This window comes from Streptomyces sp. NBC_00094 (assembly GCF_026343125.1).
In the GTDB taxonomy this organism is placed as follows: Bacteria; Actinomycetota; Actinomycetes; order Streptomycetales; family Streptomycetaceae; genus Streptomyces.
In genome coordinates this window covers 316,188-329,045 of record NZ_JAPEMB010000001.1, presented here as the reverse complement: position 1 = coordinate 329,045, position 12,858 = coordinate 316,188, and the positions used below count along the sequence as shown (strand labels likewise).

The window sequence follows — 12,858 nt, the reverse complement described above, 5'->3', positions numbered from 1 at the left end:
CCGGGCGGCTCCGATCATGACCGAGGCCGCGGTGGCAGCCGCGGTCACGGGCGGAAGGGACGGCGTCGAGGAGGAGCGCGGTCGAAGACGTCGGCGGGGGCAGGACCGGATGGCGGCGCCGATCGGACCGGCTGCCGGCGACCGTCAGGACCGGTTGCTGCCGGCCCCCTTCCCCGCATCCAGGGAGCAGGTGTTCGCCAACGCCACGGGGTCCCGGTCCACCGGCAGGGCGACGGTGCCCGAGGCGGGCGGCCGGGACCCCTCCGTGAGCCAGCCCTCCAGGGCCGTGAAGGCGGTGCGGTGGCACGGCGTGAGCGGCCGGAGCCGGTCCGGGAACGCGTCGACGAGCGAGTCGGCGTGGGTTCCTCCCTCGATGCGGTAGTACCGGTGCAGCATGCCGCGGCCGGCCTCGCGCACCATCCGGGCGTAGACGTCGGAGTCCCGGCTGATGGGCAGCAGGGCGTCGAGCGTGCCGTGCAGGGTCATGAGGGGCTTGCCGATGCGTCCGGTCAGCGCGATCTTCTCCACGGCCCGCCGGACCTCGTCGGGGCGGGCCGCGTAGTCGTAGTCGGCGTCACAGCCGGGGGCGCCCGTGGCGCAGTACGGGGTGCCCGCCTCGGCAGCCCCGTCGTAGCCCGGATCCAGCTCCTCGCGGTAGATGCGCTGGGTCAGGTCCCAGTAGACCTTGTGGTGGTACGGCCACAGGAACTCCGACTCGGCAGGGAACCCGGCGGCGTGCATCTCGTCCCGCGCCCGCGCGGCGCCCTCGCCGCCGGTGGCGTACACGGGGTAGGCGCGCAGGGTGCGGGGCAGGAAGTCCAGCAAGGTGGGGCCGTCGGCCCGCCAGAGGGTGCCCTCCCAGTCGACGCCGCCGTCGTAGAGCTCGGGATGGTTCTCCAGCTGCCAACGCACCAGGTAGCCGCCGTTGGAGATGCCGGTGACCAGGGTGCGAGTCGGCGGGCGGTGGTACCGCTGGGCGATCGTGGCGCGGGCGGCACGGGTGAGCTGGGTGACCCGGTCGTTCCACTCGGCGATGGCGTCGCCCGGGGCCGCGCCGTCCCGGTGGAACGCGAGCCCGGTGTTGCCCTTGTCGGTGGCCGCGTAGGCGTAGCCGCGGGCGAGCACCCAGTCGGCGATGGCCCGGTCGTTGGCGTACTGCTCCCGGTTGCCCGGGGTGCCGGCGATCACCAGGCCGCCGTTCCACCGGTCGGGCATGCGGATGACGAACTGGGCGTCGTGCTTCCAGCCGTGGTTGGTGTTGGTGGTGGAGGTATCGGGGAAGTAGCCGTCGATCTGGATGCCGGGGACCCCGCTGGGGACGGCCAGGTCCTTCGGCGTCAGCCCCGCCCAGTCGGCCGGGTCGGTGTGGCCGGAGGCGACCGTGCCGGCCGTGGTCAGTTCGTCGAGGCAGGCGGCCTGTTGGTGTGCGGCGCCCGGTACGCGGAGGTGGGACAGGCGGGCGCAGTGTCCGCCGGGGACGGACGGCGTCGCCGTCGCCGGGGCGGTGGTGAGGGTGAGTGCGGCCAGGGCGAGTGCCGCCGGCGCGCCCCGCCGCCAGAGGCGCGGCGAGGAACGGAAGGTGGGACGACGCATCGGTGTGCCTCCGAGGCTCATGGACAGGGACCGGCGGGAGGCTATGCCGCCTGCGGACCGGCGGACACGGCTGCGTGGCCCACCATTCCTGGCCCGCCAATGGGTCGAGCCACCATCCGACGCAGGGCCGGTCCGTGCCTCGACCGACCGCCTGAGGTCTTCCGCCGGTCCGGTGTCCCGGGCAGCCACAGGGCGGGCGGAGGCGGCCACGTCCCGGGCAGGGGCCAAACGGGCCACAACCACGCATCACAACGAGCTCGCGACGTTCGCGTGTGCCACCGTGAGAGGACCTGTGGCCGACAAGAGCCGCCGACGTGCGGCAGGTGGAAACGTGAACGGACCCGGCATCGACTACCAGGCGGTCTTCCACGCCCTGCCCGGCGCGGTCGCGCTGCTGACCGGCGACCTGGTGTACGCGGATGCCAACGAGGCGTTCCTGTCCATGGCCGGCCGCACCCGTGAGCAGGTGGTCGGCCGCTATCTGTTCGACGTCTTCCCCGAGAATCCCCTCGACCCCGGCGCGACCGGCATGCGCAACCTGTACGCCTCTCTGCAGCGCGTCGCGGCCACCGGCGAGCGCGACACCATGGCCCTGCAGCGCTACGACGTGGAGGACCCCGATCGGCCGGGCGTGTGGCAGGAGCGGTACTGGAGCCCGGTCAACGTCCCCGTCCTCGCCCCGGACGGCACCGTGGCACTGCTGCTGCACCGGGTCGAGGAGGTCACCGAACTCATCAAGGCCCGCGGAGGCCGTCCGGAAGGAGACCACGGTCGAGTCCTGGAGGCCGAGCTCTACACCCGCGGCCGGGAACTCCAGGAAGTCAACGAACGCCTGCGCAAAGCCCACGCCCGCGAACGCGAAGTAGCTCTCCACCTCCAGCAGGCGATGCTGCCCGTGCCCCGCTCCCTCGTCCACCACCGCGCCGCCGTCCGCTATCGCCCGGCGGTCGGCGCCCTGAACGTGTGCGGCGACTGGTACGACCTCGTCGACATGCCCGAAGCGGGCCGTACGGCCGTGGCCGTCGGCGACGTCGTCGGCCACGGACTGCGCGCCGCCGGCGTCATGGGCCAGCTCCGCAGCGCCCTGTCCGCCGCCTCTCGCGTCGCCGCCGGTCCCGCCCAGGCTCTCGAGGTGCTCGGTCTGTACGCCCGTTCCGTCGAGGGAGCGGAGTCCACGACGGCCTTCTCCGTCTTCATCGACTGGAACGACCGCATCCTCACCTACAGCAGCGCGGGCCACGTCCCGCCCGCGCTGTGCCACCCCGATGGCACCGTCGTCTTCCTCGACCAGGCCACCGATCCTCCACTCGGGGCACGTCCCGAGCACGCCCCAAGGCCCCAGGCTCAGGCCGCGTTCACCGACGGCTGCGTTCTCGTCCTGTACACCGACGGCCTCATCGAACGCCGCGGAGAAGACATCGACACCGGCCTCGCCCGCCTGGCCGCCTCGCTGACCCGACACCGCGCCGCCGACCCCGATGCGCTCGGCGACGCCCTCCTGGTCGATCTGATCCCCCCGGCCGGCCTCACCGACGACACCGCCTTGATCGTCTTGCGGCTGTGAGGCAGGACGGTCGACCGGTCGCGGACACCGGACGGCCCGGTGCCGTCAGCCGCGGTCCCCGGCGCCCCGGCCCGGGACGACGGGCGCTCCCGCGTCCGCCTCCACGGCGACCGAGCGGGCCCAGCGGTAGTCCGCCTTGCCGCTGGGGGAGCGCTGGATGCGGTCGGTGAGGACCAGCTGGCGGGGCACCTTGTATCCGGCGAGGCGCGGACGGCAGTGGCTCTGCACGGCCTCCAGATCGAGTGGCGGGGCGTCGGGGCGGAGCTGGACGACCGCGGCGACGTGGTTGCCCCAGCGGGCGTCGGGGACGCCGGCGACCAGGGCGTCGTACACGTCGGGGTGGGACTTCAGGGCTTGCTCCACCTCCTCCGGGTAGACCTTCTCGCCGCCCGTGTTGATGCACTGCGAGCCGCGCCCGAGGACGGTGACGACCCCCTGCTCGTCGACGGTCGCCATGTCGCCGAGGAGCACCCACCGCACGCCGTCCCTCTCGAAGAAGGTCTCGGCGGTCTTGGCCGGGTCGTTGTAGTAGCCCAGCGGCACGTGGCCGCGCTGGGCCAGGCGGCCGATCTCGCCCGCCGCGACGATCTCGTGGGTCACCGGGTCGACCACCTGCGTGCGTTCGTTGACGTGCAGCCGGAAGCCCTTGGCGGGCCCGGAGTCGTCCGTGGCGCGGCCGTTGGAACCGGACTCCGTGGAACCGAAGTTGTTGAGCAGAAGGACGTTCGGCATGAGCTCCTGGAGCTGGGCCCGCACGGTCTCCGACATGATCGCCCCGGAGGACGAGAGGCTGAACAGCGCCGACAGGTCCGTACCCTTGAGGGGGCCGCGCAGCGCGTCGACGAGCGGCCGCAGCATCGCGTCGCCCACCAGGGAGATGCTGGAGACCTTCTCCTTCTCCAGGGTGCGCAGGACCTCCTCCGGCACGTACTTGCGGTGCAGGACCACCCGCTGGCCGTAGTCGAAGGCGATGAACGCCGTCAGCGTCGAGGTGCCGTGCATCAGCGGCGGCGCGGGGAAGAAGGTGATGCCGGCGCCGCCGGCCGCGACCCGCTCCGCCAGCTCCTCCGGGCGCTTCACGGGCTCACCCGAGGGGTCGCCTCCGAAGAGCCCCGCGAAGAACAGGTCCTCCTGACGCCACAGGACGCCCTTCGGCATCCCGGTCGTACCGCCGGTGTAGATGATGAAGAGGTCGTCCCCGGAGCGCGGGCCGAAGCCGCGCTCCGCCGAGCCGGCTGCCTCCGCCTCGGCGAACGGTACGCAGTCGAGAGCCGGCGCTCCCTCGGGCGGGGTCCCCACCCGCACGAGGTGCCGCAGCTTCTCCGTCTGCGGCAGCGCCGCCGCGACCCGCTCCGTGAACTCGGCGTCGAAGACGAGCGCGGCGAGGTCGGCGTCCCGGTAGAGGTAGACGAGTTCCTCCTCCACGTACCGGTAGTTCACGTTCACCGGCACGATCCTCGCCTTCAGGCAGGCGAGGACGGTCTGCAGGTACTCGACGCCGTTGTACAGGTGCAGGCCGAGGTGCTCACTGGGGCGGATGCCCGCGTCGATGAGGTGGTGGGCGAGCCCGTTGGCGGCGGCGTCGAGTTCGGCGTAGGTGAGGCGGCGTTCCTCACCCGTGCCCGGGTGATCGACGTACACCAGAGCCTCGCGGTCCGGGACCACGTCGACCACCGATTCGAACAGGTCGGCAAGGTTGTACTCCACCGTTCCTCCTGACCCCGGTTCGCGCTGACTCGTACGGGTGCGCACTGACTCGGCGGTCATTAGAGCGCCGACCGGCGACAGGGGGAAGGGGGCGCGCACAAGAATCTGACTGAGTGTCAGAAAACTATTGAACTGGACCCCCCACTCCTGCAACCTGTTCCAGAACTGGAGACGGGAGACCCCATGGGTGGCACCGAACACCTCGGCGTGCGGCGCGAAGGCGCCACGCTCGTACTCACCTTGAACCGGCCCGAGGCCAAGAACGCCCTCTCGCTGCCGATGCTCGTCGGCCTCTACGACGGCTGGCTGGAGGCCGACGCCGACGACGGCATCCGCTCGGTCGTCCTCACCGGAGCGGGCGGGGCCTTCTGCGCCGGCATGGACCTCAAGGCGCTGGCCGGCAAGGGCATGGAGGGCGAGCAGTACCGGGACCGTCTGAAGGACGACCCCGACCTGCACTGGAAGGCGATGCTCCGCCACCACCGCCCCCGTAAACCCGTCATCGCCGCCGTCGAGGGGTACTGCGTGGCCGGCGGCACCGAGATCCTCCAGGGCACCGACATCCGGGTCGCCGGCGCCTCGGCCACCTTCGGTCTCTTCGAGGTCCGGCGGGGCCTCTTCCCCATCGGCGGCTCCACCGTCCGCCTGCCCCGCCAGATCGCCCGCACCCACGCCCTGGAGATGCTCCTCACCGGCCGCCCGTACAGCGCGGAGGAGGCCGCCCGCATCGGACTCGTCGGACGCGTGGTCCCCGACGGCACCGCCCTGGACGCGGCCCTGGACATCGCCGAACGGATCAACGCCTGCGGTCCGTTGGCCGTCGAGGCCGTCAAGGCGTCCGTGTACGAGACGGCGGAGATGACCGAGACGGAGGGGCTGGCCGCCGAGCTGAAGCGGGGGTGGCCGATCTTCGACACGGCGGACGCGAAGGAGGGGGCGAGGGCGTTCGCGGAGAAGCGATCGCCGGTCTATCGGCGGGAGTGACCTCTCCGGGCCGCACCCGACGCCACCACCCCCAACCAAGGAGCCCGCCCCATGACACCAACCCCCGCCTCCCCGCCGGAGATCCTCCGCGCGCCCCTCGTCGTGGAGTTCCCCTTCACCCGCTCCCTCGGCCCCGTCCAGTCCGCCTTCCTGACCGGACTGCGCGAGCGGACCGTGCTCGGCGTCCGTACCGAGGCGGGCGACGTGCTCGTCCCGCCCGTCGAGTACGACCCCGCCACCGCCGCCGAACTCCGCGAGCTCGTCGAGGTCGGCGCCACCGGCACGGTCACCACCTGGGCCTGGAACCCCGAACCCCGCACGGGACAGCCGCTCGCGACCCCCTTCGCCTGGGTCCTCGTCCGCCTCGACGGCGCCGACACCGCCCTCCTCCACGCCCTGGACGCCCCCGGACCCGAGGCCGTCCGTACGGGCCTGCGGGTCCGGATCCGCTGGGCCGCCGAACGCTCCGGCGCCATCACCGACATCGCCTGCTTCGAGCCGTACGAGAGCGACGCCCCGGCAGCGGAACCACAGCTCCACGACGGGCGGTTCACCGACCCCGTCACCGGCATCGTCGCCCCCGCCCGCCTCGACTACACCTACAGCCCCGGCCGCGCCCAGACCCGCTACCTCCACGCGCTCTCCGAGCGCCGCACCGTCGGCGAACGCTGCCCCTCCTGCGCCAAGGTGTACGTGCCGCCCCGCGGCGCCTGCCCCACCTGCGGGATCGCCACCACCGACCAGGTCGAGGTCGGCCCCCGCGGCACCGTCACCACCTACTGCATCGTCAACATCAAGGCGAAGAACCTCGCCATCGAGGTCCCGTACGTCTACGCCCACATCGCCCTCGACGGCGCCGGGCTCGCCCTCCACGGCCGCATCGCCGGCATCCCCTACGACCAGGTCCGCATGGGCCTGCGCGTCGAACCCGTGTGGAGCGAGGACGGCCGCTATCCCGACCACTACCGGCCCACCGGCGAACCCGACGCCGAGTACGACACCTACAAGGAGATGCTGTGACGCCGCACCGGCCGGCACGAGACGTGGCGATCGTCGCCTTCGCACAGAGCGACCACCGTCGGCGCACCGACGAGCTCTCCGAGGTGGAGATGGTGATGCCCGTCCTCCACGAGGTGCTCCGGCAGACCGGGCTCAAGACCTCCGACATCGGCTTCACCTGCTCGGGCTCGTCGGACTACCTGGCCGGACGCGCCTTCTCCTTCACCATGGCCCTCGACGGCGTCGGCGCCTGGCCGCCGATCTCCGAGTCCCACGTCGAGGCCGACGGCGCCTGGGCCCTGTACGAGGCCTGGGTGAAGCTCCTGACCGGGGAGGCCGACACGGCCCTCGTCTACGCCTACGGAAAGTCCTCGCCCGGCTCCGTACGGGACGTCCTCAGCCGCCAGCTCGACCCCTACTACCTCGCCCCGCTCTGGCCCGACTCCGTCGCCCTCGCGGCGCTCCAGGCCCAGGCCCTCGTCGACGCGGGCCACACCGACGAACCCGCCCTCGCCGCCATCGCCGGCCGGAGCCGCGCGGACGCCGCCGCGAACCCGCACGCCCAACTGCCCGGCGCCCGCCCCCAGGGCGAGTACGTCGTCCAGCCCCTCCGCACCGGCGACTGCCCGCCCGTCGGCGACGGCGTCGCCGCCGTGATCCTCGCCGCCGGAGACCGGGCCCGCGAACTCTGCGCGCGGCCCGCCTGGATCCGGGGCATGGACCACCGCATCGAGGCCCACTCCCTCGGCGTACGCGACCTCACGGACTCGCCCTCCACCCGCCTCGCCGCCGAGCGCGCCGGGGCCTTCGAGCGGCCCGTCGACACCGCCGAACTCCACGCGCCCTTCACCTCCCAGGAGGTCGTCCTCACCAGGGCGCTCGGCCTCGACGACTCCGTCCGGATCAACCCCTCCGGCGGCGCGCTCGCCGCCAACCCCGTCATGGCCGCCGGACTCGTCCGCCTCGGCGAGGCCGCCGCCCGCATCCACCGGGGCGCCTCCGACCGCGCCCTCGCCCACGCCACCTCCGGGCCCTGCCTCCAGCAGAACCTGGTCGCCGTCCTGGAAGGGGACCCCCGTGCCTGAGGCCGTGACTTCGAAAGAGCCCGTCGCCGTCGTCGGCATCGGCCAGACCAAGCACGTCGCCGCCCGCCGGGACGTCTCCCTCGCCGGACTCGTCCGCGAGGCCGCCGTCCGCGCCCTCGAGGACGCGGAGCTGACCTGGGCGGACATCGACGCCGTCGTCATCGGCAAGGCCCCCGACTTCTTCGAGGGCGTGATGATGCCGGAGCTGTACCTCGCCGACGCCCTCGGCGCCGTCGGCAAGCCCATGATCCGGGTGCACACGGCCGGTTCGGTCGGCGGCTCCACCGCGCTCGTCGCCGCCAACCTCGTCGCGGCCCGTGTCCACGGGACCGTCCTCACGCTCGCCTTCGAGAAGCAGTCCGAGTCCAACGCCATGTGGGGCCTGTCCCTGCCCGTCCCCTTCCAGCAGCCGCTGCTCGCCGGCGCCGGAGGCTTCTTCGCCCCGCACGTCCGGGCCTACATGCGCCGCACCGGCGCCCCCGACGCGATCGGCTCCCTCGTCGCGTACAAGGACCGGCGCAACGCCCTCAAGAACCCGTACGCCCATCTCCACGAGCACGACCTCACCCTGGAGAAGGTGCAGGCCTCCCCGATGCTCTGGGACCCGATCCGCTACTCCGAGACCTGCCCGTCCTCGGACGGCGCCTGCGCCATGGTGCTCACCGACCGTGCGGGCGCCGCCCGTTCACCGCGCCCTCCCGCCTGGGTGCACGGCGGCGCGATGCGCAGCGAGCCCACCCTCTTCGCCGGAAAGGACTTCGTCTCGCCGCGGGCGGGCCGGGACTGCGCCGCCGACGTCTACCGGCAGGCGGGCGTCACCGATCCCCGGCGGGAGATCGACGCCGTCGAGATGTACGTGCCGTTCTCCTGGTACGAGCCGATGTGGCTGGAGAACCTGGGCTTCGCCGAGGAGGGCGAGGGCTGGAAGCTCACCGAGGCCGGGGTCACCGAACTCGACGGCGACCTGCCGGTGAACCCCTCGGGAGGCGTGCTGTCCACCAACCCCATCGGAGCCTCCGGGATGATCCGCTTCGCCGAGGCGGCCCTCCAGGTACGGGGGGAGGCGGGCGACCACCAGGTGGAGGGCGCGCGGCGGGCCCTCGGCCATGCCTACGGGGGCGGCGCCCAGTTCTTCGCCATGTGGCTCGTGGGGGACACCCCGCCCACGACGTGAACCGGGCTCCACGGGACAGGCCCGCATACGCTGACGCGTATGAACGCGGAACGTGATCTGACCCGGCTCATCGCCGGGATGCGGCCGGAGCTCGACCCCGGGCGGTACGTCTTCACCACGGTGGCCGGCCCCGGCGCCCCGCCCGGGGTCGCCCCCGTGGTCACCGTCGCCGAACGGGAGGGCCTCACCCTCGTCGTACGACAGGAGGAGGCGGACGCGGCGGGCCTGGCCTACGACTACGTGGCGGGGTGGATCACCCTGCGGATCCACTCCGCGCTCGACGCCGTGGGGCTCACGGCCGCCGTCGCGGGAGCGCTCGCCGATGCGGGCCTGAGCTGCAACGTCGTGGCCGGATTTCACCACGACCACCTGTTCGTCGAACACGCTGCGGCGGAGGAGGCGTTGGCCGTCCTCAACGGACTCGCGGAGCGCGCGGGAAGCTTGGGCGATTGACGGTCACAGGGGGCGCCATCGGGCGTACGCTGGGCCTTTCGCGGGGCCACCCGCCCGGCACCCCGCACTGTGCGCCGGGTGTGCGCCCCCGGTGTGGGGGTGGAACGTGGTACGTCAGGACGGCTGGTCGGCCCGCCAGGGTTTCGGCCTCTTCGAACGTGAGGCGGCGCTCGCGGCGGCCGAGGAGGCACTCGACCTCCTGACGGGCCTGGCCGAGGATCCCCTCGGCCTGCCCGACCGGGTACCGGCACCCCGGGGCCCCCACCTCGTCGCTGTCCCCGACGCACGCCGGACACCGAAGGGCCCCGTCCTCCTCCCCGCCGCGGAGCCCGCCACAGGAGCCGAGCCCGCCGCGGAGGCCGCTGACGGAACCGACTCCGCCACCGGAGCTGCGTCCGTCACGCGCCCGAGGTCCCTCCCGGCTCCCGCCGACCCGGCCGACCTCTCCGGCCGGCCGGGTCCGCACACCCCCACCGACCTCCCCCCTGTCGCCTGCCGCGGCGGCATCCTCGCCTACGCCGCCCCCGCCGGGCTCGGGAAGACCACCCTCCTCGCCGAGGTCCGGCGGCTCGCCGCCGCGCGGGGCTGCACCGTGCTCTCCGCGCGCGGCGGTGACCAGGAGCAGCGGGTGGCCTTCCACGTCGCCCGGCAGCTCCTCCAGCCCCAGCTGGCCCACGCCTCCGACGCCGAACTGCGGGAACGGCTCGGCTCCTGGTACGACATCGTCGGCCCCGCCCTCGGGCTGCGCGCCACCGGCGCGGGCTCCCCGCCCGACCCGCAGGGCCTGCGCGACGGCCTCGACTGGGTGCTCACCCACCTCGCCGTCCGGCGCGCGCCGCTCGTCGTCGTCCTCGACGACGCCCACTGGGCCGACCCCGAGTCCCTCGGCTGGCTCGCCGCCTTCGCCCCGCGCGCCGAGGAGCTCCCCATGCTCCTCGTCGTCGCCTACCGACCCGACGAACTCCCCGACGAGGGAGTCGAGTTCACCGGCCACCGCTCCGGTCAGCGACCCCTCGGCCTCGCCCCGCTCACCACCGACGCGATAGCCCGACTCGTCCGCGACCGCGTCGGCGCCCACGCCGACGACGCCTTCTGCCGCGAGTGCTGGACCGTCACCTCCGGCAACCCCTTCGAGGCCGTCGAGCTCGCCGCCAAGGTCCGCGACCGCGGTCTCGAACCCACCGAGGACGGCGCCCACGAGCTCCGCGACCTCGCCGCCGCCCTCAAGGGCAGCGGCCTCGTCACCCGTCTCGAACGCCTCGGCCCCGCCACCGTGCGCCTCGCCTGGGCCTGCGCCGTCCTCGGCACCGAGATCTCCCCGCAGCTCGCCGGGGCCGTGGCCGGCCTCGGCGAGGAGGCCGTCGCCGACTGCGCCGAGCGGCTCCGCGACGCCCGGGTGCTCGCGGAGGCCGACAGCCCGGAAGAGCCCCTCGAATTCGTCCACCCCCTGATCGCCACCACCGTCTACCGCTCCATCCCCGCCGCCACCCGCGTCGCCCTGCACGGCCAGGCCGCCTGGTGCGTCGTCGACGCCGGCCTCGGCTCCACCGCCGCCGCCCGCCACCTCCTGGAGACCCACCCGGAGGGCGACTCCTGGGCCGTCGGCCATCTGCGCGCCGCCGCCCGCGAGAACCTCCGCGCCGGCGCCCCCGACGCGGCCCGCCGCTTCCTCGCCCGCGCCCTGCGCGAACCGCCCGCCGCCGACGACCGGGCCGCCGTCCTCTTCGAGCTCGGCTGCTCCTCCCTCCTCACCGAACCCGCCACCACCGTCAACCACCTGCGCGCCGCCCTGGAGGAGCCCGTCGCCGACCCGGCCCTCCGCCACGGCATCGTCTACCGCCTCTCCCAGGTCCTCGCCCACAGCGACCGGCTCGTCGAGGCCTCCGAACTCCTCGGCCGCGAGGCCCGGCAGACCACCGACGCCCGCAGCCGCCTGCGCATGCAGGCCGAGAAGTTCATGTGGGACGCCTTCCGCGCCGACGAACCCGAGTCGCCCGCCCGCTCCCGCCGCCTCACCGCCCTCGCCGACCGGCTCACCGGCCGTGACCTCACCGAGCGGTACGTCATCGGCCTGCGCGCCTGGGACGCCACCCTGCGCGCGGAACCCTCCGCCGTCGCCGTACGCCACGCCGAGCGCGCCCTCGAAGGCGGGCTCAGCTGGGCCGACGAGAGCCGCGGCTTCGAGGTCCCGGTCCTCACCGCCCTCACCTTCCTCTACGCCGACCGCCCCGGCCGAGCGGAGGAGCTCTTCGCCGCCGGCACCGCCGAGTTCGAGCGGCAGGGCTGGCGCGGGGCGCACCTCTCCTTCGCCTACACCCTGCTCGGCTACATCCGCTACCGGCGCGGCCGTCTCGTCGAGGCCGAGGACTTCGTCCGCGCCGGACTGCGCCTCGCGGAGCGCGTCGGACCCCGTACCCCCGCCCAGTGGTACGCGGTCGGCGTCAGCATCGAGGTCCTGCTCGCCCGCGGCCGGGTCGAGGAGGCCCATCGCATCGCCCGCGACCACGACTTCGGCGAGCCCTTCCCGGCCGCCGTCACCTTCCCCGACTCCCAGACCGTCCACGCCGAGCTGCTGCTCGCCCGGGGGCGGACGGACGAGGCCGCCGCCGAGCTGGCCGCCGTCGGCCGCCGCCTCGACCCGCGCGGGATGCGCAACCCGGCCTGGTGCCCCTGGCAGCTCCACCTCGCCGTCGCCGAATCGGTCACGACCCCCGCCAGGGCCCGCCGGACCGCCGAGGAGGCGGTCGCCCGCGCCCGCCAGTACGGTGCACCCTCCGCGATCGGATCGGCGCTCCGGGTACTCGCCGAGGTCTCCGAGCCCACCGCCCGCGTGAAGCTCCTGGAGGAGTCCGTCGACTGGCTCGACCAGTCGCCCGCGGCGTACGAGCTCGCCCGCTCCCTCGTCGCCCTGGGCGCCGCCCTCCGCCGCACCGAACGCGCCGGGGAGGCCGCCGAGCACCTCTACCGGGGCCTGGAGGCCGCCCAGGACTGCGGCGCCGACGGCCTGGTCGACCAGGCGAGGGCCGAGCTCGGGGCGGCCGGGCTCCGGCCCCGCGCGCTCCACCCGGCCGGCACGGACACGCTCACCGCCCGTGAGCGACAGGCCGCCGAGCTCACCGTCCGCGACCGGGACGTGGCCCTCCGCCTGGGTGTCGACACGGTCACCGTCGGCCGGCTCCTTTCGGCCGTCTACCGGAAACTGGGGACCGACCGCACCGGCCTCGCCCAGGCCCTGCGGATCACCGGCGGCCCCGGCGGGCAGGCATGATCGGAGCGGGGCGCCCGGCGCGCGGCATCGC

9 protein-coding genes are annotated in these 12,858 nt (G+C 73.9%); 7 read left to right on the top strand and 2 right to left on the bottom strand.

The annotated features are described in order from the left end of the window. Positions 1-144: 144 nt before the first annotated feature. Entirely contained in the window at positions 145-1,593 is a 1,449-nt protein-coding gene (locus tag OG580_RS01535; RefSeq protein ID WP_267041812.1) for a tannase/feruloyl esterase family alpha/beta hydrolase, read from the bottom strand. 331 nt (positions 1,594-1,924) lie between these two features. On the opposite strand from OG580_RS01535, the gene OG580_RS01530 reads away from it, so the two are divergent. Further along, positions 1,925-3,157, top strand: a complete 1,233-nt coding sequence (locus OG580_RS01530) for a PP2C family protein-serine/threonine phosphatase (RefSeq protein WP_267041811.1) — start codon at positions 1,925-1,927, stop codon at positions 3,155-3,157. Between the two features lie 45 nt (positions 3,158-3,202). Here the strand turns inward: OG580_RS01530 and OG580_RS01525 are convergent, their stop codons facing one another. Further along, positions 3,203-4,864, bottom strand: a complete 1,662-nt coding sequence (locus OG580_RS01525) for an acyl-CoA synthetase (protein WP_267041810.1) — start codon at positions 4,862-4,864, stop codon at positions 3,203-3,205. A gap of 183 nt (positions 4,865-5,047) precedes the next feature. Between OG580_RS01525 and OG580_RS01520 the strand changes: the two genes are divergently transcribed. The 6 genes from OG580_RS01520 (at position 5,048) to OG580_RS01495 (ending at position 12,827) form a co-directional block, all read left to right on the top strand. Further along, a complete protein-coding gene (locus tag OG580_RS01520; RefSeq protein ID WP_267041809.1) occupies positions 5,048-5,848 on the top strand; it encodes a crotonase/enoyl-CoA hydratase family protein in 801 nt (266 codons plus the stop codon). Between the two features lie 51 nt (positions 5,849-5,899). Then, entirely contained in the window at positions 5,900-6,868 is a 969-nt protein-coding gene (locus OG580_RS01515) for a Zn-ribbon domain-containing OB-fold protein (protein WP_267041808.1), read from the top strand. Continuing rightward, on the top strand, positions 6,865-7,932 hold the full coding sequence (locus tag OG580_RS01510; protein WP_267041807.1) for a thiolase domain-containing protein: 1,068 nt from the start codon (positions 6,865-6,867) through the stop codon (positions 7,930-7,932). Before OG580_RS01515 ends, OG580_RS01510 begins: the two co-directional genes overlap by 4 nt. 4 nt (positions 7,933-7,936) lie before the next feature. Further along, positions 7,937-9,106, top strand: a complete 1,170-nt coding sequence (locus OG580_RS01505; protein ID WP_267041806.1) for a thiolase domain-containing protein — start codon at positions 7,937-7,939, stop codon at positions 9,104-9,106. A 39-nt stretch (positions 9,107-9,145) separates the two neighbouring features. Then, complete coding sequence (locus OG580_RS01500; RefSeq protein WP_267041805.1) at positions 9,146-9,559, top strand: ACT domain-containing protein; 414 nt, start codon at positions 9,146-9,148, stop codon at positions 9,557-9,559. Positions 9,560-10,064: 505 nt separating this feature from the next. Beyond that, positions 10,065-12,827 carry an AAA family ATPase gene (locus tag OG580_RS01495; RefSeq protein WP_267047853.1) on the top strand — a complete coding sequence of 921 codons (2,763 nt, stop codon included), beginning with the start codon at positions 10,065-10,067 and terminating at the stop codon, positions 12,825-12,827. Positions 12,828-12,858 lie beyond the last annotated feature (31 nt).